We start from the raw sequence: 24,112 nt of genomic DNA, 5'->3' as shown, positions 1-24,112 counted from the left end.
TGGCTGGGTGCTCGTTGGGCGCCTCGAGCGAGGCGCGCCGGGCGACCCTTAGATCTTGCCGATCAGGTCGAGCGACGGGGTCAGCGTTTCCGCACCAGGCGTCCACTTGGCCGGGCACACTTCACCCGGGTGTGCCGCGATGTATTGCGCAGCCTGCACCTTGCGCAGCAGTTCGCCGGCGTCGCGGCCGATGCCGTTGTCATGAATTTCGCACAGCTTGATCTCGCCTTCCGGGTTGATCACGAACGTGCCGCGCAGCGCCATCCCTTCTTCCTCGATCAGCACGTCGAAATTGCGCGACAGCGTGAGCGTCGGGTCGCCGATCATCGGGTACTTGATCTTGCCGATCGTGTCCGACGTGTCGTGCCATGCCTTGTGCGTGAAGTGCGTATCGGTCGACACGCCGTAGATTTCGACACCCAGCTTCTGGAATTCCGCGTAGCGGTCGGCGAGGTCGCCCAGCTCGGTCGGGCAGACGAACGTGAAGTCGGCCGGGTAGAACACGACGACGGACCACTTGCCCTTGAAGTTCTCTTCGGTCACGGGCACGAAATCGCCGTTGTGGTATGCGGTTGCCTTGAACGGTTTGATTTGGGTGTTGATGATCGGCATCTTGCGGGTTCCTTTGCTTGGGTGTTGATGAAGTGTTGCCAGTATCCGGGTTCACCCTTGGTTTGTGAAATTGCTTGTTTCAATCCGCGGCATCGGGAATTTCTATCTGCATCCGGCCCCGTCGCGGCGGCCCGTCCGGGCGTCCCGTGCCATTCGGGCCGGGCCTTCCGGCGGATTTCGGCCGGCCGGCGCTTCTGACACATTGGGCGTGCGGGAGGGCGCGGCGCCGGGAAAGGGTGCCGCGCCCCGCGCCAGGGTCCGGCGCCCGTTCTGCACGAACGGCCGCGCGGTCGTTCGATACTCCCCGTCCCACTGCCGCCATGAACCTCTTTTCCGGACGCGCCGCGTGCGCGCTGCTTGCCTGGTTCCGCGAGTTCGTCCCCGAGCGGCGATGCCTGCATCGGCTCTTGCGCCGTGCGGCCTGCGTACTCGTGACCGTGTCGTGCGCCACGCCGGCGCTGGCCCTCGATGAGTCCGCGCCGGCGGCGCCCGCAGCGGTGACGGCACCCGCCACCACGGCGACCGGGCTCGTGCAGATGCCCGACGGCCGGCTGCTCGCGCCGGAGTTCGCCCGCATCGTCACGCGCGGGACGCTCGTCGTCGCGGTACTCGGCGTCGATCAGCCGCCGTTCTTCATGTCGCGCAACGGCGCATTGGCGGGCGTCGACATCGACCTCGCCGACGAGCTCGCCAAAAAGCTCGGCGTGCCGGTGCAGTTCGACCGCGATGCGCGCACGTTCGACGACGTCGTGCATCTGCTCGCGACCGGGCAGGCCGACGTCGCGATCAGCAAGCTGTCGCGTACGTTGCCGCGGGCGCAGGTGGTGCGCTTCAGCACGCCGTACATCAGCCTGCGGCGCGCGCTGCTGATCAACCGCGTCGGCTTCGCCGAACTCGCGAAAGGGCGGCCGCTGCCCGAAGTCGTGCGCGACTATCGCGGCACGATCGGCGTCGTCGCGGGGTCGGCCTACGCCGAATACGCGCGCAACGATTTCCCGGCCGCGCGGGTGCGCACCTATCCGAGCTGGCCGGCGACGCTCGACGCGCTGAACGCCGGCGCGGTCACGGCCGTGTATCGCGACGAGCTCGCGATCAAGCTCGTGATGCAGGACGACCCGACCGCGCCGATCCGGCTGCGCGTCGCGACCTTCGACGACCTCACCGACGCGCTTGCCGTCGGCGTGCCGGTGTCCATGCCGACGCTGCTTGCGTTCGTCAATCAGTTCCTGGCCGAGCGCAACAAGCGGCTCGACGTGAAATCCCTGCTCGATGCGATGGGTCACTGACATGAACATGAACGAGAACATCAGGATCACACCGCGCATCGAGCGGCTGCATGCGCTCGCGATCCATCCGTTGACGGTCTTCAGCAGCCTCGCGCTCGGAATCGTGGCGGGCGTGTTGTGGCCGGCGGCCGCGCCGCAATTCGACTACGTGGGCCAGGTGTACGTCGGCCTGCTCAAGATGACGGCGCTGCCGTTCATGACGGCCGCGGTGATCTTCAGCCTGCAGCGGCTGCTGCGCGACGGCAACGCGTCGGATCTCGTGCTGCGCGTGATCACGATCTTCAGCTGCGTGTCTGTGTTCGTCGTCGCCGTCGGCGCGGTCGTGCTGGTCGCGATGCGGCCGGGCGAGCACCTGTCGACCGCGACGCTGAAGGCGTTCGGTGCGCTGGTCGGCAGCGACGGCGCGGCGAGCGATACCGTGATGACGCTGTACGGCAGCGATCCCGCGGAGAAGTCGTCGGGCCTCGCCGACATGCTGATCGCGCTGGTGCCCGGCAACTTCTTCGCGGCGCTCGCGAGCGGCGACACGCTGAAGGCGCTGGTGTTCTCGCTGTTCTTCGGGTTCGCGTCGGGGCGCGTGCCGGCCAGCATCTCGGCGGCGCTGAGCCAGACGCTGGAGACCGTCTATTGCACGTGCCAGAAGATCATGCACTGGCTCGCGTATCCGACGCCGATCGTGCTGTTCTGCGGCGGCGCCGCGCAGATCGGCACGTCGGGGTTCGGGCCGCTCGAGGCGATGGTCCGCTTCGTCGCCGCGTTCGCCGTCGTCGCGCTCGTGCTGATCGCGGCGGCGATCGTCGTGATCTGGAAGCGCTCGGGCGCGACGCTGGGCGGGACGCTCGCCGGCTTGCGCACGCCGTTCGCGATGGCACTCGCCACGCGCAGCAGCGTGGCCTGCATGCCGAGCATGATCGAGTGTCTGGCCGACGGCTTCGGCTTTGCCCGCGCGCGCGTCGAGCTGGTCGTGCCGCTCGCCGTGTCGCTGCTGCGTGTCGGGCCGATGGTCTATTACGCGAGTGCGACGCTGTTCGTCGCGCAACTCTACGAACGGTCGCTAGGCCCCGGCGAGCTGTGCGTCGTGCTGGTCGCGTCGGTGCTGGCCGGGTTCGCGTCGACGGGCACGTCGGGCGTCGTGACGGTGTCGCTCGCCGGCATGGTGTGCGCGGCGCTGCACCTGCCGTTCGAGGCCGCGTTCGTGCTGTTCGTGGCGGTCGATCCGTTCTGCGAGATGTTGCGGACGCTGTTGCTGGTGATCGGCAACTCGGCCGTCGTATCCGCGATCTGCGCGCGGCCGCCGCGCGCGTGAAGGAGACGTCATGGCACTCGTCGGCGTACTGGGCGGAATGGGGCCGCTGGCCACGGTCGACTTCATGCATCGCGTGATGCGCCTGACGCGTGCGCGCTGCGACCAGGAGCACTTGCCGATGATCGTCGCGAACCTGACGCAGACGCCCGATCGTTCGCGCGCGATCATCGACGGCGGGCCCGATCCGCTGCCGGCGCTGCTCGATGGCGTCGCGCTGCTGAACCGCTGCGGTGTCGACGTGATTGCGATCCCGTGCAATTCGGCGCATCACTGGTATGCGCCGCTGCGCGAACGCAGCGCGGCGCCGATCCTGCATATCGTCGATGCGTCGGTGGCCGCGTTGCCGGCAGGCGTGCGGCGCGTCGCCGTGCTCGCCACGGGCGGCACGCTGGTGTCGGGCTTCTACCAGGCGGCGCTGCGTGCGCGCGGCTTCGAGCCCGTGATGCCGGACGCGGCCGCGCAGCGCGACATCGCCGCGTGCATCGCGGCGGTCAAGGCGGGCAAGATCGATGCGTCGGTGCGGTGCCTGTCGCGCGCGCTCGCGACGCTGGCGCGACGGGACGTGGGCGTCGCGGTGATGGGCTGCACGGAAATCCCGATCGCCGCGCGGGCGGTGCGCGATGCGCCGTTTGCATTGGTCGACAGCACGAACGAGCTGGCGCGCGCGACGGTCGCCTATGCGGCCGAGCGCGGATGGGGGCGGGCGGTGTGACGCGCGGCGACGGCGGGACGCGCGGCTGTCCGCCACGCATGACGGACGCCGCTCGCGCTAGATCTGATACGGCGCGCGGACGCCCGGTTCGGTGACCGGAAAATCCTTCGTGTTGCGCGATACGAGCAACAGGCCGTTCACTTGCGCCGATGCCCAGACGATCGCATCGGGCAGACGAATGCGACGTTCCTTGCGAATCGTTACGGCGCGGTTCGCCACCATGCTGTCGAGCGGGATGATGTCGAACGACGAAAGCCATGCGCGAATCGCCGCATCGTCGCTGGCCGTCGCGCCGACCATGACTTCCATCCAGGTCACGATGCTGATCGCCCGGTAGTCGTAGCGGGCCAGCTCCGCGCGCGCGGACTCCGCGCCGCCGAGATAGTCGATCAGGATGTTGGTATCGAAGAGGGCTCTTACCATTCCGCGCGCAATGCCTCCTGCCAGGCGAGCCCGTCGAGCGCACGCGCTTTCCAGAGACCGAACACGGCGTGGGCATGGGGCGGCCGTTGCTGCACCTGCACGAGGCAGGCGTCGGCCGGAAGCGCGCGGCCCGCATACCCGGCCGCGCTTTGAGTGTCGATGTGTGCTTTTACCATTCCGAACGCAATGCCTCCTGATAGGTGAGCCCGTCGACCGCGCGATCCTTCCACAGGCCGAATACGTGATCGGCATGCGCGCGCTTGTGTTGCGCGATATACGCGTCGATCGCGTCGCGAATGATCGCGGCGCGAGGGCGTTGCTCAGTCTCGACGATGGCGGCCAGTTCGTCGAGCTGGCCATTCGACAGATCGATCAGGATACGGCTCATCGCAACCTCCGATATATGATATGCATATCATATATACGCATGCGGACGTCCGCAAGTCACCGGCTTGCTCGGCAAGCGCGCCGTTGCGCCGGCAGGCGGCGCAACGGCGGCTCAGGCGGCGATCTTCCTCAGCCAGTCGGCGAGCCGTCTCGCCCCGTCCGGCATGTCCGCATCCTCGCGCGTGCACAGGTAGTAGTCGCGCCCGTCGTCGAGCGCGTGGTCGAACAGCTTCACGAGTTCGCCGCTGGCCAGTTCGCGCTCGACCAGCGGCGCGCGCAGCAGCGCCGCGCCGAGATCCGCGCGCGCCGCGCTCAGCGTCAGTTGCCCGTCCTCGAACATCGGCCCCACCGCATGCGACACGTGCCGCACGCCGGCGCCTTGCAGCCAGTTGACCCAGGTGCTGCGATCCTCGTCGTGCACGAGCGGCGCCTGCGCGAGATCGGCCGGCGTGCGGAACGGCCCGTGGCGCTTCAGGAACGACGGGCTGCACATCGGCACCATCGCGCCCGGCAGCAGCCGCTCGCAGCGGTAGCCGGGCCAGTCGCCGGTGCCGAAGCGGATCGACAGGTCGGACGCGTCGCTTCGATAGTTGCGGTGATGCGCGTACAGCACGGTCACGTCGACGTCGGTGTTCTCGGCGAGGAACGCATGCAGCCGCGGGATGAACCAGCCGATGCCGAGCAGCGGAATCAGGCTGATCGTGATCTGCCGCAGCGACGACCGGTCGCGCACGAAGCGCGTCGCGCTGCGCAGCACCGAAAACGCGGCGCTGATCGAGCGGTAGTAGTCGCGCCCCTCGTCGGTGAGCGCGAGCAGCCGGCCTTCGCGCACGGTCAGCGGCGTCTGGATGAACGCCTCGAGCAGCTGCAACTGGTGGCTGACCGCGGACGGCGTGATGTCGAGCTCGTGCGCGGCCGCGGTGACCGACCCGAGACGCGCGAATGCCTCGAACGCGCGGACGGCGCGTAACGGCGGATCGTGCGGCAATTGTTCGATATTCTTCATGTGTCGAATTTTATCGAAAAATCAGGGTAAGCGACAACGTAAAAATATCCTTTATTTACAAGCTATTGAGCTATCGTGTCGGGAATGGCATAAGCATCCAACAATTGAATATTTGGGGTGAGAGTGCTGAATATTTAATATTTTTCATGTTTTGATTCGAATCCCCGAGCCCCGCACATGAAAATCGCCTTTCTTCCCGCCAGCTTCGCATTCTCCGCGGCCGCGCTGATCGCCGCCGTTCCCGCCTTCGCGCAGTCCGCGCCGCAGACGATCCTGATCGGTCTCGCCGCGCCGCTCACCGGCCCGTCCGCTCGGATCGGCAAGGATCTGCAAAACGGCGCGCAACTCGCGATCGACGACGCGAACGCGAAACATCCGAGCATCGGCGGCAAGCCGGTCGTCTACAAGCTCGTCGCGGCCGACGATCAATCCGACCCGCGCACGGCCGTCGCGGTCGCGCAGCAGCTCGTCGACCAGCACGTGATCGGCGTCGTCGGCCACTGGAACACGGGTTGCAGCGTGCCGGCGTCGCGCGTCTACCGCGATGCGGGCATTGCGCAGATCGCGCCGGCGTCCACCGGCCACCAATACACGCAGCAGGGCTACGCGACGGCGTTCCGCATCATGGGTCACGACGATGCGGGCGGCAATTTCACCGGCGCCTACGCGGTGAAGACGCTGAAGGCAAAGCGCATCGCGGTGATCGACGATCGCACGTCGTTCGGCGCAGGCCTCGCCGACCAGTTCATCAAGGGCGTGCAGGCGAACGGCGGCACGATCGTCGATCGCCAGTACGTGAACGACAAGACGACCGACTTCAGCGGCGTGCTGACCGCGGTCAAGGGCAAGCGCGCGGATCTCGTGTTTTTCGGCGGGCTCGACGCGCAGGCCGCGCCGATCGCGCGCCGGATGCGCCAGCTCGGTGTGAACGCGCCGCTGCTCGGCGCCGGCGGCTTCGTGAGCCAGACCTTCCTGTCGCTCGCGGGCAAGGACGGCGACGGCGTGACGGCGCTCGAACCGGGCCTGCCGCTCGACCGGATGCCGGGCGGCAAGGCGTTCGACGCCCAGTACCGCGCCCGCTTCAACGCGCCGATCGAACTGCATGCGCCGTTCGCGTACGACGCGGCGGCCACGCTGATCGCGGCCGCGCAAAAGGCCGGCACGACGCAGCCGGCGAAGCTGGTCGCGGCCGTGCGCGCGATCGACCGGCCCGGCGTGACCGGCCGGGTCGCGTTCGACGGCGAAGGCAACCTGAAGGACCCGGCATTCACGATCTACCAGGTGCGCGGCGGCAAGTGGACCGTCGTCGACGTGCTCGGCGGCGCGCACCCGGCAACGAAATGACGACGGAGACGAACCCCATGACCGACACCACCCACGCATCCGCGGCGGCACCCGAGGACACGCGCCTCGGCATCCTCGCGCGGCGCCGCATCGAAGCGGAAATCATCAAGCCGATCTACGAGATCATGAAGCGCGAATTCGGCACCGAGCGCGCGCAGGCCGTGATCGCGGAGGCCGTGCGCGGCGCGGCCGTCGACGCGGGCCGCACGTTCGCCGCGCAGGAGCCCGACGGCACGAGCGTGCAGTCGTTCATCGCGCTGCAGGTGCTGTGGGAGAAGGACGATGCGCTCGACGTCGAGGTGCGCCGCGCGGACGACACGCACTACGACTACGACGTGCATCGCTGCAGCTACGCGGAGATGTATCACGCGATGGGGCTCGGCGAGATCGGCCACCTGCTGAGCTGCGCGCGCGACAGCTACTTCATCGAGGGTTACGACCCGCGCATCGCGCTGACGCGCACGAGCACGATCATGCAGGGCGGCAAGCGCTGCGATTTCCGCTATGCGCTGCAGGCGGCGCCGCGCGACGACACCCCGGAGGCCGGCAATGCGTGACGACCTCGCGACCGCACCGCGCGTCGACGGCGCGCGCCTGTGGGCATCGCTCGAACGCATGGCGCAGATCGGGGCGACGCCGAAGGGCGGCGTCTGCCGTCTCGCGCTGACCGACCTCGACCGCGAGTCGCGCGACCTGTTCGTGCAGTGGGCGCGCGATGCCGGCTGCACGGTGCGGGTGGACCGGATGGGCAACGTGTTCGCGCGCCGCGCGGGCCGCAATCCCGACGCCGCGCCGGTGATGACCGGCTCGCACGCCGATTCGCAGCCGACGGGCGGCCGTTACGACGGCATCTACGGCGTGCTCGGCGGCCTCGAGGTCGTGCGCGCGCTGAACGACGCGGACATCGAGACCGAGCGCCCGATCGACGTCGTGATCTGGACCAACGAGGAAGGTTCGCGCTTCGCGCCGGCGATGATCTCGGCCGGCGTGTTCTCGGGCGTCTATTCGCTCGAATACGGGCTGTCGCGCACCGACGGCGCGGGCAGGACGATCGGCGAGGAACTCGCGCGGATCGGCTACGCGGGCGCCGAACCCGTCGGCGGCTATCCGGTGCATGCCGCGTACGAACTGCATATCGAGCAGGGTGCGATTCTCGAACGCGCGGGCAGGACGATCGGCGTCGTGACGGCCGGGCAGGGGCAGCGCTGGTACGAGGTGACGCTCACGGGCGTCGACGCGCACGCGGGCACGACGCCGATGGAATTCCGGCGCGACACGCTGGTGGGTGCCGCGCGAATGATCGAATTCGTCGATGCGCTCGGCCGCCGCCATGCGCCGCACGCGCGCGCGACGGTCGGGATGATCGAGGCGCGGCCGAATTCGCGCAACACGGTGCCGGGCGGCTGTTTCTTCACGGTCGAGTTTCGCCATCCGGACGATGCGGTGCTCGACGAACTCGACGCGGCGCTGCGTGCGGAACTGGCGCGCGTCGCGGCCGACTCCGGGCTCGGCGCGCAGATCGAGCAGATCTTCACGTACCCGCCGGTGCCGTTCGCGCCGCGCTGCATCGACGCGGTGCGCGATGCGGCGCAGGCGCTCGGGCTGTCGCACATGGACATCGTGTCCGGCGCGGGCCACGACGCGTGCTACGTCGCACGCGTCGCGCCGACCGGCATGATCTTCGTGCCGTGCGTCGACGGGCTGAGCCACAACGAAGCCGAGGCGATCACGCCGGAATGGTCGGCGGCGGGCGCCGACGTGCTGCTGCGTGCGGTGCTGCAAAGCGCGCAGGAACCGGGCGCGTGACGCGCACCTGACGGGCGCGGCTTACTTGCCGGCCTTGTGCCGCGCCATGTACGCGAGGTACGCGACGATCTGGTCGAGTTCCCGGTCGCTCAACTGATCGGGCGGGAACGCCGGCATCGCGCGGCCCGGCCAGTCGCGCACCGCCGCCGGGTTGCGGATGTAGCGGCGCAGCGCGGCGGGCTGGAAGTAGTCGACCGGATTCATCGGTGCGTTCAGGTCGGGGCCGGCCTGGCTGCTGCCCGCGCCGTCGAGGCGGTGGCACGCGAGGCATTGCGTGACGAACAGCCGCTGGCCCGCCCGGGCCGCATCGTTCGCCGGCAACGCCGGATCGACGGCGAGCGACGGCCAGCGCGCGAGCGGCGACGATTGGATCGTGATGCGCACGATCTGATATGGCCACTGCTCGCCGCGCACCGACGACGCGTCCGGCCCGAGCCACACGAGATAGAACGGCCCCGCGCTGACCTGTTTGCCCGGCAGCTTCGGCCACGGGTGCGCGGGGTCCTCGATCGCGAGCCACGCGACGGCGCCGGCCGGCGCACGGCGGCGCGCGAGATCCAGCGGCAGTTGCGCGGCGAAACCGTCGGCCGCGCGCGTTTCGAGCACGCCGTCCGCCGGCAGCGGCGTGTCGCCGAGCAGGGCGGCGAACGGTACCGCGCGGAACGTCATCGGCCGGCCGTACGCGATGTCGCGCGGCACGTGGATGTCCGTCGCGTCGGCGCGCGCGAGCAGCGCCTGGCGCGTCAGGACGCGCGGCGTGCCGTCGGTTTCGAGTTCGAGCGAGCCCTGGGCGGACGCGCGCGTCGCGATCAGGCACACCGTCACCAGCAACAGCGAAAACCACCGGCGCTTCAGCATTCGTTCTCCGTGGGGGCGTTCCGGCGGCGGCAGAAAGGCGAGCGCTGCGGCCGAGGGATGGAATCGGGCGACAGTCTATCCGGTACGGGCGGCGCTGGCGACTTCGGCGCGGGAGCGGGGCGGCACGAGGAAGCGGGCCCGGCTGCCGCTGCAAGTCCGACTACCGGGCGACGACCGGGCGCGGCCGATGCGCGCGGGGGGGATAGAACTGCGCGATTCGGGTAAAGGCGCGAGCGCCCGGATCGAGCGCGTCGGGCCGGATCGACGTGCCGGGTTGGCGTCAATGCGTCGAACACTGCGCGTCGGCCTTCGGCAACGGCGTTTCCCGTGTCGTGTCGAAATCCGCCTCGCGTGTTCCGGACGGCGTCAGCGACACGAAATGCATCGTCCCGCCGCGTGCCGGGAACCCGGCGACGCCGGTCGAGCCCCACGGAATCGGCGAACGCTGCACGCCGCTCACCGACATGCCCGTCGGCGAAAGCGCCAGGGTCAGCAGCCGCCCGTCGCGGGTCGGCACATAGGCATGCGTGCCGTCGACACCGATCCCGGCCTCGCGCACCGACGCCGGCAGGCAGTCGAGCGTGGCCAGACGACGGCCGTCCGGGTCGATCAGCATCGCGACGCCGCGATTGTCCGCCGTCGTCGTGACGACGACGAAGCGGTCGACCGCCGGCACATACGCGGACGAATAGACGTAGTACTGGATCGTGCCGTTCAGCGGCCCGAGCATGTCGAGTTTCGCCGTGACCGGATCGAACATCGCGTATTCGAGCGTCGCGTCCGTGCTGCCCTCGATGTATTTTTGCCAGACCAGCAGCGCGCGCCGCGGCGAACCCGCGACCACGGGCCACCATTCGCGGCGGTGCGGCGCGACCGGCACATGGTTCACCACGCGTCCTTCGGCATCGTAGGTTTTCACGTAGACGCCGTTGCCGGTGCCGAGGTTGTCGACGCCGCCGCCGTCGATCCAGTCGGCGGAATAGAACACGACGAAGCGTTCGCCCACCGCGGCGACGTGGCCCGAGTGGCCGCCTGCTTCGACGTCGTTCGGGTAGGGCTTGACCGGCTTCAGGTCGCGCCGATAGACGCCGTATCGCTGGCTGACCACCTGCGGCGTGTTCCAGCCGTCCTCGAACGTGACGAAGATGTCGCCGCGCGGGTTCTGCGCGATCGACACGGGCTCCTGCGCTTCCGGGCGGCTGATGAACGTATGGACGCGCAGCAGGCGCGGCTTGCCCGGCAGCCATTCGCCGACGTACACGTCATGCGGCCAGTCGCCGTTGCGCAGCGCGCCGCGCGGCACGATGCCCGAGCTGCTGAAGAACACCCAGCGCCGGCCGTCGCCGGCGTCGGCCACGCCGATCCCGTGCATGAAGCGCCGCGGGTCGCCGCGCTCCTGCGGCGACTGAGGTGACGCCGGCGCCTCCACGGTGACGGTGTGCACGACCGGCGCGCCGGCAAACGCGTGCGACGGCGCGGCGAACGCGCAGCACGCGCCGCAGAGCACGGTCGCGACGCGCCACGCGGCGGCGCGCCCGAACGCATGCGGGCGCGCGGTGGCGACTTGGGCCGCGACCGGCCGCCGCATCATTCGACGGTGACCGATTTCGCGAGATTGCGCGGCTTGTCGACGTCGGCGCCGCGCGCGCAGCCGACGTGATACGCGAGCAGCTGCAACGGGATCACGTTGACGATCGGCGACAGCGCGTCGCCCGATTCGCGCACGCGGATCAGGTGCGTGTCGCGGTCGGCGTCGATCTCGAGATGATGGCCGGCGAGCACGTACAGCCGTCCGCCGCGCGCGCGCACCTCGGCCATGTTGGACTTCAGCTTCTGGAACAGGCGGTCGTCCGGCGCGATCGTGACGACCGGCATCGCGCTCGTGACGAGCGCGAGCGGGCCATGCTTCAGTTCGCCGGCCGGATAGCCTTCCGCATGGATGTACGACACTTCCTTGAGCTTCAGCGCGCCTTCGAGCGCGATCGGATAGTGAATGCCGCGCCCGAGGAACAGCGCGTTCTCGGTGCGCGCGAACTTCGCGGCCCAGCCCATGATCTGCGTTTCCAGCGCGAGTGCGTGACCGATGCGCTCCGGCAGTTCGTGGAGCTGCTTCAGGTGCATCGCGACCTGTGCGGCGTCGAGCCGGCCGCGCTGCTGCGCGAGCGCGAGCGTCAGCAGGAACAGCGCGACGAGCTGGGTCGTGAACGCCTTGGTCGACGCGACGCCGAGCTCGATGCCGGCGCGTGTCAGGAAGCTGAGCGGCGCGCTGCGCGCGATCGAACTCGTTGCCACGTTGCAGATCGCCATCGACATGTCCTGGCCCATCGCGCGCGCGCGCTCGATCGCGCCGATCGTGTCGGCGGTCTCGCCGGACTGCGAAATGCCGACGACGAGCGTGCGCGGATCGGGTACGGTATCGCGATAGCGGTATTCGCTCGCGATCTCGACCTGCGCCGGGATGCCCGCGATGCCCTCGAGCCAGTATTTCGCGGTCAGGCCCGCGTAGTAGCTGGTGCCGCAGCCGAGCAGCAGCACGCTTCGGGTCTTCGACAGCAGCACACGCGTGCTGTCGCTGCCGCCGAACAGCGCGGGCGAGACCGTGTCGATGCCGTCGATCGTGGCGGCGATCGCCTTCGGCTGTTCGAAGATCTCCTTCTGCATGAAGTGCTGGTACGGGCCGAGGGCGGCGTCGTCGTCGCGCGCCTTGACGAGGCACAGCGGACGCTGTGCTTCGCTCCCGACCGAGTCGACCACGGCGATCCGCTCCGGCGTGATCAGCGCGACGTCACCGTCTTCCAGGTAGACGAAACGGTCGGTCAGGTCGCCGAGTGCCGCGCAATCGGACGCGAGATAGTTCTGGTCCGCGCCGATGCCGATCACGAGCGGCGAGCCCGCGCGCGCGGCGACGAGCCGCTGCGGCTCGCGCGCGCTCAGCACGGCGATCGCGTACGCGCCGTGCAGCCGCTTGACCGCGCGAATCACCGCGTCGAACAGGTCGTCGCGATACATGCTGTGGATCAGGTGCGCGATCACCTCGGTGTCGGTCTCGCCGCGAAACGTATAGCCGCGCTCCCGCAGTTCGGCGCGCAGCGCATCGTGGTTTTCGATGATGCCGTTGTGCACGACCGCGATCGTGTCGCCCGACATGATCGGGTGCGCGTTCATTTCCGACGGTGCGCCGTGCGTCGCCCAGCGCGTGTGCGCGATGCACGTCTGCGCTTCGAGACCGAGCGTCAGCACGCGGTCCTGCAAGTCTGCCACGCGCCGCAACGTGCGTTCGCTGCGCAGGCAGCCGTCACGCAGCACGGCGATGCCGCACGAATCGTAGCCGCGATATTCGAGCCGGCTCAGTGCATTGACCAGTTGCGGGACCTGATTTTTCAGGCCGCTTGCTCCGACGATTCCGCACATGATTCACCTCGTCTACAGGAAGTTTTCCGGCCGGCGCGCGACGCGCGCCAGGACGATTTCAGGAGCGCCGTCGCGTCATGCGGCGTGCGTGGTGCGCAGTGCGCAGTGCGTTGCGGCACGGCGCGGGTGACCTACTCGCGGGGCTGCGGTCCCGCATGCGCGATCCATTCGATGCCCGAGATCGAGCCGTTCGCGTCGTGCGACGCGACGAGAATGCGCGTCGTGCGCCGCGCGCCGCGCCGGCGGGCGCCCGCGAGCGCGGTCGGCGGCATCGAGCGCATCTTCACGCTGGCCGAGCGCCGCAGCATCTTCGACACGCGCAACCGGTACGCGAGCGGATGCACGACGCGTCCCGCGATCAGCCACGTGACGATCGTGCCGGCGATCAGCGCGATGCTCGTCACGTAGAACACGATCTGCTCGATCGGCATCTCGGCCTCGTTGAACGGCAGCAGGTAGCGGTACGTGTAGATGCAGATCGATGCCCATACTCCTCCGACCAGCGCGGGCCGCACGAGGCGGAACCATGCGACGAGCACGGGCCCGACGACGACGCCGCGCTCGGCGATCATTTCGCGCGGCGCGCGCAGGGAAAGGTCAATAATCGGCGCGTTCTTCATGTTGAATGCCTCGGTCGGGACTGACCCAGACGGCGCGCTTGCCGCGGCCCCGCAGTACGACGGCGGGCAGGGCGACGACGGTGGTGATCATGCTGATCAGCCAGAACGCGACGGGGTACCAGACGGTGTCAAGGAAATACATCAGGAGTTTTTCGTCGTAACGACGATCGATCATGCTGCCGATGATCAGCTGCAGGATGCAGGTCGCGACCAGCAGCATCCCGTGCCAGTGCGGCACCACGGACACATGCCAGTCGGGCGGAAGCGGGTAGACGACGTCGACGAGCGCGAGCAGCAGGATGAACGACATCGAATAGGCCCACGTGATGCCGATCAGGTACTCGACGAACAGCGGCCACATCATCATCTGGGTCGGCCGCGCGAGCGTGCCCGCGTACTTGATCAGCACCTGGATGCCGCCTTTCGCCCAGCGCAATCGCTGCCGGTAGAGACCCTTCAGCGTCTCGGGCATCAGGATCCAGCTGAGCGCGTGCGGCTCGTACACGACGCGCCAGTCGCGGCACTGCAGCTTCCAGCTGATGTCGATGTCCTCGGTCAGCATGTCCGAGCTCCAGTAGCCGACGTCGGCGAGCGCGGTCTTGCGGAACATCGTGATCACGCCCGACACCGTGAAGATGCGGCCGTACACTTGCTGCGTGCGCTTGATCAGGCCGACGATCGACGAGAATTCGCCGACCTGCATGCGTCCCAGCAGCGACGTGCGAGTGCGGATGCGCGGGTTGCCGGTGACCGCGCCGACGCCCGGGTCGGTCAGGAAGTGCTCGAGCATCCAGCCGATCGCGTCATGCGCGAGCAGCGCATCGCCGTCGATGCAGAGCAGGTATTCCGCGTTCGATACCGCCGCCGCGGTGGTGAGCCCGACCGCCTTGCCTTCGTTGCGCGCGTGATGGATGACGAGCAGCCGCGGGATCTCGACGGCCAGCTCGTTGAGGATGTCGCCCGTGCGGTCCCGGCTGCCGTCGTTGACCGCGATGATGTCGTAGTTCGGGTAGTCCATCGCGTTGAGGTGGCGGATCACGCTGCGTGCGTTGGCGGCCTCGTTGAAGCACGGCACGACGATCGAGATCTTCGGGATGCCGCTCGCGGCGATCGTGCGCGTCGACAGCTCGCGGCCTTCCTCGAGCAGGAAATAATGGACGACGCCGCCGATCATCCACAGATACGACATGAAGAACGGATAGTAGAAGACGAAGTCCTGCAGGCGCTGGATGATGCCGTGGGTGGTCATGGCGTCTTGGTCCCCTGTGCATGCTGCATCTGCATCAGCGCGTTGATGGAGGTCGGATCGAGGCGCGACTTCAGCGACATCACGTCGCGCATCGCGTCGAGTTCCGGCTGGCCGTTCAGGAAGTTGTCCGGGTAGTAGCCGAAATTCACGGCGCCCTCGCTGCGCAGTCGTCGCATCTGCGCAAGCAGCGTGCCGGCCGGCACCTGCTTCTGCGCGCGCCAGTCGTACGACTGCAGTTCGAACACGGTACGCTGCAGCCCGCGCTGCTTGGCGCGGACGGCCCGCACGAGCTGATCCAGCCAGCCCTCGGGATCCTTCGCCTGCTCCATGTACGGCATCGCCATCAGCGCGACGTAGTCGTAGGTGGCGAGGAAATCGTCGTAGTTCTGCGCGTACCACGCTTCCGATTCGGGCTTGAGCACCGGCAGCGCGTAGATGTTGCGCGCGGTCAGCACGTCGCCCACGTTCTGATGGGCCAGCACGATCTGTTCGAGCTGGCGGGTCAGGTCGATCAGGTAGCGCGACTTCTGGCGCGTCCAGCGTTTCAACAGGTCGGGATTTTCGCGGATCTTGCCGACGTCGGCCGGCAGCCCCCACTGCGAATAGGTGCGCAGCGCATGCCGGCCCGCATCCTCGTAGTCGTCGAGCACGGCGTCGTCGCTGAACAGGATGCCGCTGAACGACGCGTGCTTGCTGAGATCCTCGTAGATCTGCTGGATCATCAGCCGCGCCTCCGGATCGAACGGGCTCAGCCGGAACACGCGCGTGCCGTTTTCGCGGGCCGGTGCGCCGCCGAATGCGCTGACGGCCTCGAGCCCGCGTTGCTTGTCCGGCGGCGGCCGGAACGCGAGCACCGGCATCCACGCGTACACCTGCACGTTGGAGCGCGTGTTGAGCTGCCACGCGGCGCGCGAGAACAGGTCGGCGCGCATCGGCAGGTGCCGGTTCGGGAAATACACCGCTTCGGCCACGCCCGTGCCTTTCGGGTCGGCATACGCCTGCAGGTACACCGATTTCGGCTGCATCCGGTAGATGCGTTCGATCAGCTTGCCGAGATTCGCTTCCTGCCGCGCGGGATCCGGATCGTAGACCTGGTCGAGATCGACCTGCACGGTGCGCTCGGGCACGTCGACGTCGCCGCGGTTGGAGGCCGGCTCGCGCATCGAGCGTTCGAACCCGCCGATGTCGACGTCGTACATCATCAGGATCCGTCTCAGCCGGTCCAGCGGCACGTCCGGCGTATTCGGGCCGGCATCGAGGCTGAACTGGATGTCCATGCCGAGCGACGTCGATATCTGGCGCACGGGCTGGTTTTCCGCGCCGTATGGCCACACCATCGAGCGAGCAACGATGCCCGTGTGTTCGCGGATCTGGCGCACGCACGTCTGCAGGTCGTCGTGCACGCGTGCGTGGAATTCGGCGTCGGTTTCATAGCGTTTCTGGTCTTGCAGGTAGAGGTGCGACGTGGTCGCCGGCAGCTCGTTGCCTTGCGGATTCGCGATCGCGCCGTGATGGAGGTTGTGGGTATGGCAGCCGAGCTCGACGAGGTCCGACTGGCCGAGCTTCTTCACCTCGTCCCACGACAGGAAGTAGTCGCGCGGCACCTGGACCTTGTCGCTGATGCGGATCGGCACATTCGGCGGTGCATCGATCCACGCGGTGACGATGCCCATCACGGCCGGATACTTGAAGCGCTCGAGCAGCGGCAGCACTTTCGTGTAGTGGCTGCGAAAGCCGTCGTCGAACGTGAGCAGCACGGAACGCGGCGGCAGCGGCTTGCCGCCGTGCCGGGACGCCTCGATCTGCTTGACCGTGATGGTGTGGTAGTTGTTGGTCTGCAGCCACGAGAAGATCGCGGTCAGCGTGCCGGTATCGACCGCGAACGGATCGACCAGCGCCGACGGGGGCTTGAACGACTCCATCAGGTTGTCGCGCACGTCATGCAGGCAGATGACGCGAAACGTCTTGCCGTCGGCCGGATCGGATGGCGGCAGCAGGTCGATCATCTTGGCGTTCGTCACGCCCGGGAACAGCGAACAGGCGGTGAACGTGCCGAGGCATCCGCACATGAAGGTCCGTCTGGTTTGCATTGCGCGATCTCCTTGCTAGAACGGCAGATTGAGCGACAGGAAGCCGGTTTCGGAGCGCTCGCGCTGGCCGTCGTACGCGTGGCTGCTGACCTCGACGCCATAGCTCAGCGTGATGTCGTGCTTGAACGTCCACGCGTGCTCGAGACGCGCGCTCCACAGCGGGCTGCTGCCGAAGCCGCGCTCGTTGTACACGCCGCCCGACGCCGAGACGCGCTGCTGCAGCGACATGTCGCCCTTCTTCCACAGCGTCAGCTGGTGCATGACGGTCGCCGCGGCCGCATAGTCGCGGCGCGGACTGAAGTAGGGCGCGTCGTCGCGCGTGTTGCTGTCGGTGCCGAGATCCAGCGAGACGTTGACGAGCTGCCTGGCGGACGTGTACACACGCTGCGTGGCGGTTGCCGTGATTTCCTGGTGCAGGTTCGAATCGCTGTAGCGGCTCACGCCGTAGCTCAGCTTCACCTCGCGGCGGTCGTTCTGGCGATACACGACCGACGCGTTCGCGGAGCGGCCCCAGATATGCGCGGCATATGCCTTCCACGGCAGCGAGTTGTCGTTGCTGTCGAGGCCGGCGCTGACCGTCCAGTAGTCGTTCAGCGCGTACGCGATCGATCCGCGGCCGCCGGTTCGGCCGTCCGAGCCGAACGAGCGCGTGACTTCGCCCTGCACGGTGAGCGGCCCGTGCCGGTAGTCGCCGCCGACGCCCGTGCGCGTGCGGCTGACGCTGCCGGAATCGGTTTGCGCGTGGCCGAAGAACGTATGCGAGAAGACGCGCCAGTTGTCGCCGAACGGTTGCGAATACACATAGCTGTCCGACGTGAAGCTGTTGTCGGCCAGCGCGCTGTTGCCGTGCTCGAAGCTCAGGTCGGTCGTGAACACGGGGCTGCGGTATGCCTTGTAGTCGCGCTTGAAGCTGCGCACGGCGCCGCTGTCCGGGAACGTGTTGTCGAGGGTCTGGTCGACGTTCTTCGCGGTTGCGTAGTCGTCTGCCGTCAGCGCCGCGCGGCCGAGGCCGGCGAGCATCTCGACGCTGTCCGGGTGGTCGGTCAGCGAGGCGCGATACATCGCTATCGCCTGGCGGGGATGCGACTGGCCGGATACCGCGTCGGCGTGCGCGGCACGGACCTCCGCGTTGAACGGCACCTCCTTCTCGAGCTGTTCCAGCGCGGCGATCCCCTCGTCGGTGTGACCCGTGAAGATCAGGTATTGCGCGCGCAGCCGGTAGTAGCGCAGATAGTCGCTTTCTTCCGGACCGACGTTGCGCACTTCGTTGACCGGCGGCAGGGACTTGCCCATGTCGTCGAGCACCTGCTTCGCGTCCGCCGCGCGTGCCTGGTCGACATACGACCAGAACAGCCCTTCGCGAAGTTCGATCGGACGCGTGCGTGCGCCGTACTGGAAGCCGCGGGTCGCACGGTCCGTAGGCGACGCGGTCGCCTGGTTCAGCGCACGCTGGTACACGCCGTTCGCCTTGGCCGGTTCGCTCAGGTACAGGTAGGCGTCGCCAACCGCCGCCAGCGCGTCGATCGAGATCTCCGCATTGGACGGGATCGTCTCGAACGTCGCGACGGCCGGCTTCATGTCGCCGCGTGCCGCGAGGGCGACCGTGCGGTCGCCCGCGAGCGCCGTCCTGACCGGCGCATAGTCGGGCGTGGCCGGCATCCGCTTGTCGAGGTCGTCGGCCGCGCGCAGCGCGTTGTCGATCCCGTCGAAGCGGTCCGGACTCGTCATCGAGCGCGACTTGTCGCGTCCGCCGCGCACCTGCTGGCGTATCGACAGCTCTTCCAGCTGCGCGACGTCGACGGCCGAGAACGCATCGGGCCGTGCCTTCGCTTCCTCGAGCGCCTGGATCGCGCCGCCGCTCGCCGCGAGGCCGAACACGTCGTTGCGCACGGTCGCGACATCGGCGGTACGGAGATTCGGTATCTGGGCATTCGGTGTCTGGACGTCGGGGCCTTGCGATCGCTGGATCGACTCGCCGGGTAGCTGGGCGCCGGGCGTCTGCGAATTCGGTGCCTGCGAGGACGGCGGCTGAGCGCCGGGCGTCTGGGTCACCGGCGCAGGCGAGGTCGGCATGGGGGTGCCGGATGCCTGCGCGGTTTGCGTCGGTGTCGTCGCTGTCGTCGCAGCATTCGGCGATGCGGCGGCAGCGGCCGGTGCGGGCTGGGTCGGCGCGTCCGATGCATGCGCGACCGGAGCCGATGTATTCGGTGGCGCGGTGTCGGGCGCCTGGGTAAGCGGCATTGAAGCATCCGACGATTGCGCGGCCGGAGCCGATGTGTTCGGCGGCACGGTGTCGGTTGCCTGGGCAAGCTGGATTGAAGTATCCGACGATTGCGCGGCCGGAGCCGATGTGTTCGGCGGCACGGTGTCGGGTGCCTGGGCAAGCTGGATTGAAGCGTCCGACGATTGCGCGGCTGGCGCTGACATATTCGGCGACGCGATGTCGGGCGCCTGGGCAAGCTGCTGCGTCTGCGCATCCGATGATCGCGCGTCCGGCGCCGGTTCACTCGGCTGCGCCGCGTCCGGCTCCACCACGACCGTGGTCGGCATCGCCTGCGGCTGCGGGTTCGACGCCTGCGCGATCTGCATCGATGCGTCCGATGCCTGCGCGATCGGCGTCGGCGCATGCGGGGGCAGGGCGTCCGGGCCCTGGGCGAGCCGCATCGACGCCTCCGTCGGCTGCATGCCGGGCGGCAGCGCATCCGGCGCGCCGTGGGTCCCTGCGACTTCCCTCGCGCTGCCCGGTTCCGCGTCGCCTTCGGCGGCAAGACAGGAGCCGGACGCGATGAGCAGCAACAGCAAGGGCGCGTGCAGGAGGATCCGCCGGTTGGGCGGAGCGACGGTGGTGCATTGTTGTTGACGATTGTTAGCCACGATGTCTCCTCACTCTGAAACGATCACATCGGTTGCACGCCCGACGACGCGCGTCGCCGGTCGTCGTGCTGCCGGGCAGTGAGGCCCGGCAGCGTCCGGCCGCTTCACAGGCGGTTGCGGATCGCTTGTCCAAGCAGCGCGCGCGATTCGCTGTTCTTCGGGTCGATGGCGAGGGCCCGGCTCGCGTTGTGCTCGACGCAGGTCCATTCGTCGATCCGTGCGCACCAGCGCGCCCTGGCGAGGGCGCGTGCGCCTTCCATCTCGTCGCGCGTGACGCTGGTGGTCTGCATGTGCGTCGTGTCGGCGATATCCGATTGCGGTTGCCGTTTCGGCGTGGGCTCGGGGTGTTGTCTCGCGCGTGCCAGCGCCTGCGAACGCGACGTCCGGTGCGTGTCAGCGGGGCGTGCCGCGCGAGCGCTCGCCGATGCGGCGTGTGCGCCGGCCGCGAGCGTCGTGGTCGGCACATGCGCGGGGCGCGGGTGTTTCGCGGCGGGGCGGGCGGTCTGTTGTGGCGGCACGGCCGGGGCGGTCGCGGCCGATCCGGCAGGCATTGCCGACGCAAACGGCGTACCCGGTGCGGAAGGCGTCACCGGCTCGGCCTGCGCGGCCGTCGACGCCGCGCGGGAGGCGTCGGCCGTCGCGGCCACGATGGCCTGGCGATACTTCCCGACGGTGGTGCCGATCAAGCCGGCGATGTCGTGCGTCACGGTTGCATGGCTGCCCCCCACGTCTCGCTCGACGTAGGCGAAGGCGCCGAAGATCGCGGCAAATGCAACGATGCTGAGCGCCGCATTCTTTCCCGGTCCCCAGGAGGGCTTCGGCTGACGGACGGGCGCGCCGTCCGGTCGCTCTGCACGAGTCATTCGATTCTCCTGTCGATGGATTGCAGTGCATGACGCGGGTGCGCGCCCTTGGCGCGCGGATTCGACTGACGTTCACCACCGCAACTGCGTGGTGAGTGCGCCGGTTTCGACCACCGCGAACTGGGTCGCTCCCTGATAGGTCCCTTCGACCCGGTAACTTGCATCGGGCACGCTGAACAGACAGCGCGAACCCGTCGCGTTGAATTCGACGAGGACGCGTCCATGCCGTCGCAGCCGCACCTGCACGTTCGACAGCGGTTGCCCGGTGGCGCCCGATACGAACGACACACCGAGGTTGTACGGCCGGCCATCGGGGGGAAGCGGCGCCGTACCGTCGATTCGCGCGTCGCCGCAGACGTACGAAATCACGTATCGCCCGGAGCCGGTATCGGACGAAGGTGTCGGGGCCTGGTTCGGAGTTTGGGCCGCGGCATGAATGCAGAGCGCGGATACGACAATGCCGAGGAGCCGGCGACCATGCTGTTCAAACGAGGAAGACATTGCAACCTCCATCCGGAATCGCTGGCAATGCACTTATTCCGATTTGAAAATTAGCGACGCTATTTCGTTTTGCGACAACGCTATTGATACACGATGGGTTTCGAACAAACAATCATGTGTGGCCCGAATGGGACAAGCTTTAAATGTCTTATTTAAATAGGATTGGCAATAATTCGACGAAATGGATCAGCTCTGAACAAAGGCGATATTGCCGAATATGAAATTTGCTCGTCGGTAGCGATGACCATTTTGCAAATTTCCGACGTAAGTGGTACCGACGTTTGTACCGAAAAATAACGACTGATAAAAGGAAGACTTTCCTCTTTCGTCGAAGCATTACGGTGAATTTCGGAGTGCAGGTCAGGGAATCGAAAGAGGGGATATGGCCTTATCGATGAAAAATGCCATTGCATGAAAAGAGAAACTTTTAATTTGTTCTGTAACAGGTTATTTCTGTCGTATGAATCGGGAATTTATTCGGGGTCGATGTTTTCGATGTAAATTAAATGCGATTCGGCTCGCAAACGTTTGCCTGTTTTTACGGGTTTAATCGAGGTACGGAACGCATATCGAAGACGGAGCAGGAGCGGAAAATGCTCCGCGATTGCGCACGTCGAATAACCGCGCGCCGGGCGGATTGCATCCGCGCGGCGCGCTGGCGAGTCGGGTGACGAGGGACGGTGAGGGCGCTACCGGCTGCCGCCGGCGCTGCGGCGCGCGATGCGCATGGCCGGCGCGATCGACTCCTCGGCCGCGCGCGCGCCGTCGGCCGCGGTGCGCGGCCGGTTCATGATGTAGGTCCACAGCTGCTCGGCCGCGAGCCCGCGCTTGCGCGCGGACCGGTACAGGCGGATCTCGAGTTCGGTGATCCAGTCCGCCGAGCCCGCGCGGACGAGCGAGCCCTCCGCGAGTTCCTTCGCCACGCAGCTTTCGGGCAGCCAGCCGATCCCGTGCCCGGCCACGACCATCCCCTTCAGCGCCTCGGACATGTGCGTCTCGAAGCACCGGTGCAGCGCGTACGGTTCGGCCGCGTTCAGCAGCAGCATCTCGACCACGTTCCCGAGGAACGCGCCCGACGAATACGCGAGCAGCGGCAGCGGCGCGTCCGGCGTGCCCGGCAGTTCGAATACCGGTTTGCCGCGCGCGTCGGGCGTCGATACCGGCAGGATCCGTTCGACGCCGAGCGTGACGAACGGGAAGTGGTTCGGATCGAGCACGATCGGCAGTTGCGGATGGTGATAGCCGAGCAGCAGGTCGCATTCACCTTCGACGAGCTGCTGCACGCCTTCGGGCACGTTCACCGCGTTGACGCGCGCGGTCACGTGGCCGACTTCGCCGTTCAGCTGCTTGAGCCATTCGGGGAACAGCGTGAACACGAGCGTATGCGCGACCGCGAAGCGCACCACCTGGTCGCTTGCCGCGAACTGGTCATAGCCGTTCACGAGGTTGCGTGCCGCATACATGCTGCGCAGGATGTCCGCGGCCAGCCCGCGGAACATCTGCCCGGCCGGCGTCAGCGCGATCGGGTTGATGCTGCGGTCGACCAGCTTCGCGTCCATCCACGTTTCGAGCGCGGCGATGCGCCGGCTGAACGCCGACTGCGTGAGGTGCCGATGACGCGCGGCCCGGGAAAAGCTCTTGGTATCCGCAAGGCTCAGGAAATCTTCCAGCCACTTTGCTTCCATGTTGATCTTCGCTGTTTATAGTCGGCGCCGGGAGGAGCGGCACCATTTCACTGAACCGGTTTGGTAGCGTACCGCGCCTCGCGCATGGGGGCCGATGTTTTTTTTCGATCGGTGTCAGTCGAAATATGCATGGGCGTTGTCGGCGGGATTACGGCTGCATAAGTTCGAGGTGCCGGACCCGGCTAACCGGTTAGTTCACCGCGTCGAACTGCCCGACCTGCCGCAGACGGTACTTCCCCCAGGGCCGGCCTCGTGCCGGCCCGCCTTTCCGCCATTCCGCCCGGTAACCGAAGGATGCGGCGCCATTCCCGTCCGCGGTGCAGGACGGGCCGCCGCGACGGGCCGCCGCCGCCGCGGCGCGGTTCGCTGCGATGCGGCAAGACCGGCCGAGGTGGTGGCGGGACGCGGCCGAGTGCACGGCGGCGGGAAGCCGTGCCGGTACGGGCTCGGAGCTGCTGCCGGCGGGCAGCGCGGCAACGGGCAGGCGTGCGGGCAGGGGAAGTATTGGTGCAGTGCAGCTTGCACAGTCGTGACACGCAGGGGAACTATGTTTCACAGACGCGGCACAGCAGCGGCCGTGCACGGGCACGGCACGCAGCTGGCGCGTCCCGCGCCGTGCGTCGCACCATCATGGTGCGGCATGCTGCGGGGGCGTGCCGGCCGCGCGACAAAAAGGGGGACCTGAGGGGTTATCGCAAGGCACGTTCCTTGCAAGGCAGTTAGTACGCCGGTCCGGCATGCGCAATGCCGGGGAAAACGATCGATGGAGAAAAAGATCGATGAAGCCATTCGATGAAATGCTGCAATCCGGCGATATGGTGAGGGCGCCCTACGCGCGCCTCAAGCAGTGGCTCGACACGCAGAACCCTGCAAGCCTCGCCCAGAAAGCCCACGACGCGGAAGGCGTGTTCCGCAGGACCGGCATCACGTTCGCCGTGTACGGCGACGCGCAGGCCGCCGAGCGCCTGATTCCGTTCGACATCGTGCCGCGGATCATCTCGGGCGCGGAATGGAGCCGGCTGTCGCTCGGCATCGAGCAGCGCGTGATGGCGCTCAACGCGTTCCTCGACGACATCTAT

At 67.6% G+C, this 24,112-nt stretch carries 22 protein-coding genes; 7 read left to right on the top strand and 15 right to left on the bottom strand.

Annotated elements, in window-relative coordinates; all coding sequences use genetic code 11:
- Window positions 1-48: 48 nt before the first annotated feature.
- Window positions 49-612, bottom strand: a complete 564-nt coding sequence (ahpC, locus tag DID99_RS25080) for an alkyl hydroperoxide reductase subunit C (RefSeq protein WP_006750178.1) — start codon at window positions 610-612, stop codon at window positions 49-51.
- A 320-nt stretch (window positions 613-932) separates the two neighbouring features.
- Here ahpC and DID99_RS25075 point away from each other — a divergent pair, with 320 nt between their 5' ends.
- The 3 genes from DID99_RS25075 to DID99_RS25065 are packed head-to-tail and all read left to right on the top strand — an operon-like array spanning window position 933 to window position 3,916.
- The gene (locus DID99_RS25075) at window positions 933-1,898 is read left to right on the top strand and encodes an ABC transporter substrate-binding protein (RefSeq protein ID WP_124667693.1); all 966 of its coding nucleotides are present in this window, start codon (window positions 933-935) and stop codon (window positions 1,896-1,898) included.
- A gap of 1 nt (window position 1,899) precedes the next feature.
- A complete protein-coding gene (locus DID99_RS25070) occupies window positions 1,900-3,204 on the top strand; it encodes a dicarboxylate/amino acid:cation symporter (RefSeq protein ID WP_124667692.1) in 1,305 nt (434 codons plus the stop codon).
- 10 nt (window positions 3,205-3,214) lie between these two features.
- Window positions 3,215-3,916, top strand: coding sequence for an aspartate/glutamate racemase family protein (locus DID99_RS25065; RefSeq protein ID WP_124667691.1), 702 nt, complete (start codon window positions 3,215-3,217; stop codon window positions 3,914-3,916).
- A gap of 57 nt (window positions 3,917-3,973) precedes the next feature.
- Here DID99_RS25065 and DID99_RS25060 read toward each other — a convergent pair whose 3' ends face one another.
- From DID99_RS25060 to DID99_RS25045, 4 genes are all read right to left on the bottom strand, one after another.
- Window positions 3,974-4,339 carry a type II toxin-antitoxin system VapC family toxin gene (locus tag DID99_RS25060; protein WP_124667690.1) on the bottom strand — a complete coding sequence of 122 codons (366 nt, stop codon included), beginning with the start codon at window positions 4,337-4,339 and terminating at the stop codon, window positions 3,974-3,976.
- A complete protein-coding gene (locus DID99_RS25055) occupies window positions 4,333-4,515 on the bottom strand; it encodes a hypothetical protein (protein ID WP_124667689.1) in 183 nt (60 codons plus the stop codon). The genes DID99_RS25060 and DID99_RS25055 overlap by 7 nt, the downstream gene beginning before the upstream one ends.
- Window positions 4,509-4,727, bottom strand: coding sequence for a ribbon-helix-helix protein, CopG family (locus DID99_RS25050; protein ID WP_044843958.1), 219 nt, complete (start codon window positions 4,725-4,727; stop codon window positions 4,509-4,511). The genes DID99_RS25055 and DID99_RS25050 overlap by 7 nt, the downstream gene beginning before the upstream one ends.
- Window positions 4,728-4,838: 111 nt before the next feature.
- Window positions 4,839-5,732, bottom strand: coding sequence for a LysR substrate-binding domain-containing protein (locus DID99_RS25045; protein ID WP_044843959.1), 894 nt, complete (start codon window positions 5,730-5,732; stop codon window positions 4,839-4,841).
- A gap of 177 nt (window positions 5,733-5,909) precedes the next feature.
- On the opposite strand from DID99_RS25045, the gene DID99_RS25040 reads away from it, so the two are divergent.
- Genes DID99_RS25040 through DID99_RS25030 form a run of 3 tightly spaced genes read left to right on the top strand, consistent with a single transcriptional unit; the run spans window position 5,910 to window position 8,882 of the window.
- The gene (locus tag DID99_RS25040; protein ID WP_124488831.1) at window positions 5,910-7,076 is read left to right on the top strand and encodes a branched-chain amino acid ABC transporter substrate-binding protein; all 1,167 of its coding nucleotides are present in this window, start codon (window positions 5,910-5,912) and stop codon (window positions 7,074-7,076) included.
- Window positions 7,077-7,093: 17 nt separating this feature from the next.
- On the top strand, window positions 7,094-7,633 hold the full coding sequence (locus tag DID99_RS25035; protein ID WP_044843961.1) for an L-2-amino-thiazoline-4-carboxylic acid hydrolase: 540 nt from the start codon (window positions 7,094-7,096) through the stop codon (window positions 7,631-7,633).
- Window positions 7,626-8,882: a Zn-dependent hydrolase gene (locus tag DID99_RS25030; protein WP_124667688.1), complete on the top strand. Its 1,257-nt coding sequence runs from the start codon at window positions 7,626-7,628 to the stop codon at window positions 8,880-8,882. Before DID99_RS25035 ends, DID99_RS25030 begins: the two co-directional genes overlap by 8 nt.
- A gap of 21 nt (window positions 8,883-8,903) precedes the next feature.
- Here DID99_RS25030 and DID99_RS25025 read toward each other — a convergent pair whose 3' ends face one another.
- From DID99_RS25025 to DID99_RS24980, 10 genes are all read right to left on the bottom strand, one after another.
- Window positions 8,904-9,740 (bottom strand): cytochrome c, encoded by an 837-nt coding sequence (locus tag DID99_RS25025; RefSeq protein WP_124667687.1) that lies wholly within the window; start codon window positions 9,738-9,740, stop codon window positions 8,904-8,906.
- A gap of 280 nt (window positions 9,741-10,020) precedes the next feature.
- Window positions 10,021-11,328, bottom strand: coding sequence for a hypothetical protein (locus DID99_RS25020; RefSeq protein ID WP_124667719.1), 1,308 nt, complete (start codon window positions 11,326-11,328; stop codon window positions 10,021-10,023).
- Window positions 11,328-13,151: a glutamine--fructose-6-phosphate transaminase (isomerizing) gene (gene glmS, locus DID99_RS25015; RefSeq protein ID WP_124667686.1), complete on the bottom strand. Its 1,824-nt coding sequence runs from the start codon at window positions 13,149-13,151 to the stop codon at window positions 11,328-11,330. The genes DID99_RS25020 and glmS overlap by 1 nt, the downstream gene beginning before the upstream one ends.
- Window positions 13,152-13,282: 131 nt before the next feature.
- Window positions 13,283-13,771, bottom strand: a complete 489-nt coding sequence (locus DID99_RS25010) for a Biofilm PGA synthesis auxiliary protein PgaD (protein WP_124667685.1) — start codon at window positions 13,769-13,771, stop codon at window positions 13,283-13,285.
- Entirely contained in the window at window positions 13,749-15,020 is a 1,272-nt protein-coding gene (gene pgaC / locus DID99_RS25005; RefSeq protein ID WP_044843967.1) for a poly-beta-1,6-N-acetyl-D-glucosamine synthase, read from the bottom strand. The genes DID99_RS25010 and pgaC overlap by 23 nt, the downstream gene beginning before the upstream one ends.
- Window positions 15,017-17,110 carry a poly-beta-1,6-N-acetyl-D-glucosamine N-deacetylase PgaB gene (gene pgaB, locus DID99_RS25000; RefSeq protein ID WP_124488826.1) on the bottom strand — a complete coding sequence of 698 codons (2,094 nt, stop codon included), beginning with the start codon at window positions 17,108-17,110 and terminating at the stop codon, window positions 15,017-15,019. The genes pgaC and pgaB overlap by 4 nt, the downstream gene beginning before the upstream one ends.
- A 15-nt stretch (window positions 17,111-17,125) precedes the next feature.
- The gene (gene pgaA / locus DID99_RS24995; RefSeq protein WP_124667684.1) at window positions 17,126-19,984 is read right to left on the bottom strand and encodes a poly-beta-1,6 N-acetyl-D-glucosamine export porin PgaA; all 2,859 of its coding nucleotides are present in this window, start codon (window positions 19,982-19,984) and stop codon (window positions 17,126-17,128) included.
- Between the two features lie 104 nt (window positions 19,985-20,088).
- Window positions 20,089-20,847, bottom strand: coding sequence for a hypothetical protein (locus DID99_RS24990; protein WP_124667683.1), 759 nt, complete (start codon window positions 20,845-20,847; stop codon window positions 20,089-20,091).
- A gap of 72 nt (window positions 20,848-20,919) precedes the next feature.
- Complete coding sequence (locus tag DID99_RS24985; RefSeq protein WP_044843971.1) at window positions 20,920-21,348, bottom strand: hypothetical protein; 429 nt, start codon at window positions 21,346-21,348, stop codon at window positions 20,920-20,922.
- Between the two features lie 689 nt (window positions 21,349-22,037).
- On the bottom strand, window positions 22,038-23,033 hold the full coding sequence (locus tag DID99_RS24980) for a LysR substrate-binding domain-containing protein (RefSeq protein WP_044843972.1): 996 nt from the start codon (window positions 23,031-23,033) through the stop codon (window positions 22,038-22,040).
- A 737-nt stretch (window positions 23,034-23,770) separates the two neighbouring features.
- On the opposite strand from DID99_RS24980, the gene DID99_RS24975 reads away from it, so the two are divergent.
- On the top strand, window positions 23,771-24,112 hold a 342-nt coding region (locus DID99_RS24975), incomplete at its 3' end, for a circularly permuted type 2 ATP-grasp protein (protein WP_311767591.1).

It is taken from the genome of Burkholderia sp. Bp8986, assembly GCF_003854225.1.
Taxonomy (GTDB): domain Bacteria; phylum Pseudomonadota; class Gammaproteobacteria; order Burkholderiales; family Burkholderiaceae; genus Burkholderia.
This window is presented reverse-complemented; position numbering and strand designations above follow the sequence as displayed.

Excerpts from the sequence above, each read along its gene's own strand:
- DID99_RS25035 (WP_044843961.1), top strand. The coding sequence starts at position 7,094 with ATGACCGACACCACCCACGCATCCGCGGCGGCACCCGAGGACACGCGC.
- pgaB (WP_124488826.1), bottom strand. The coding sequence starts at position 17,110 with ATGCAAACCAGACGGACCTTCATGTGCGGATGCCTCGGCACGTTCACC.
- pgaC (WP_044843967.1), bottom strand. The coding sequence starts at position 15,020 with ATGACCACCCACGGCATCATCCAGCGCCTGCAGGACTTCGTCTTCTAC.
- DID99_RS25060 (WP_124667690.1), bottom strand. The coding sequence starts at position 4,339 with ATGGTAAGAGCCCTCTTCGATACCAACATCCTGATCGACTATCTCGGC.
- DID99_RS25065 (WP_124667691.1), top strand. The coding sequence starts at position 3,215 with ATGGCACTCGTCGGCGTACTGGGCGGAATGGGGCCGCTGGCCACGGTC.
- DID99_RS25050 (WP_044843958.1), bottom strand. The coding sequence starts at position 4,727 with ATGAGCCGTATCCTGATCGATCTGTCGAATGGCCAGCTCGACGAACTG.
- DID99_RS25020 (WP_124667719.1), bottom strand. The coding sequence starts at position 11,328 with ATGCGGCGGCCGGTCGCGGCCCAAGTCGCCACCGCGCGCCCGCATGCG.
- DID99_RS25025 (WP_124667687.1), bottom strand. The coding sequence starts at position 9,740 with ATGCTGAAGCGCCGGTGGTTTTCGCTGTTGCTGGTGACGGTGTGCCTG.
- DID99_RS25040 (WP_124488831.1), top strand. The coding sequence starts at position 5,910 with ATGAAAATCGCCTTTCTTCCCGCCAGCTTCGCATTCTCCGCGGCCGCG.
- DID99_RS24980 (WP_044843972.1), bottom strand. The coding sequence starts at position 23,033 with ATGGAAGCAAAGTGGCTGGAAGATTTCCTGAGCCTTGCGGATACCAAG.
- DID99_RS25030 (WP_124667688.1), top strand. The coding sequence starts at position 7,626 with ATGCGTGACGACCTCGCGACCGCACCGCGCGTCGACGGCGCGCGCCTG.
- DID99_RS25075 (WP_124667693.1), top strand. The coding sequence starts at position 933 with ATGAACCTCTTTTCCGGACGCGCCGCGTGCGCGCTGCTTGCCTGGTTC.
- DID99_RS25070 (WP_124667692.1), top strand. The coding sequence starts at position 1,900 with ATGAACATGAACGAGAACATCAGGATCACACCGCGCATCGAGCGGCTG.
- DID99_RS24990 (WP_124667683.1), bottom strand. The coding sequence starts at position 20,847 with ATGACTCGTGCAGAGCGACCGGACGGCGCGCCCGTCCGTCAGCCGAAG.
- ahpC (WP_006750178.1), bottom strand. The coding sequence starts at position 612 with ATGCCGATCATCAACACCCAAATCAAACCGTTCAAGGCAACCGCATAC.
- DID99_RS25055 (WP_124667689.1), bottom strand. The coding sequence starts at position 4,515 with ATGGTAAAAGCACACATCGACACTCAAAGCGCGGCCGGGTATGCGGGC.
- DID99_RS24985 (WP_044843971.1), bottom strand. The coding sequence starts at position 21,348 with ATGTCTTCCTCGTTTGAACAGCATGGTCGCCGGCTCCTCGGCATTGTC.
- DID99_RS25010 (WP_124667685.1), bottom strand. The coding sequence starts at position 13,771 with ATGAAGAACGCGCCGATTATTGACCTTTCCCTGCGCGCGCCGCGCGAA.
- glmS (WP_124667686.1), bottom strand. The coding sequence starts at position 13,151 with ATGTGCGGAATCGTCGGAGCAAGCGGCCTGAAAAATCAGGTCCCGCAA.
- DID99_RS25045 (WP_044843959.1), bottom strand. The coding sequence starts at position 5,732 with ATGAAGAATATCGAACAATTGCCGCACGATCCGCCGTTACGCGCCGTC.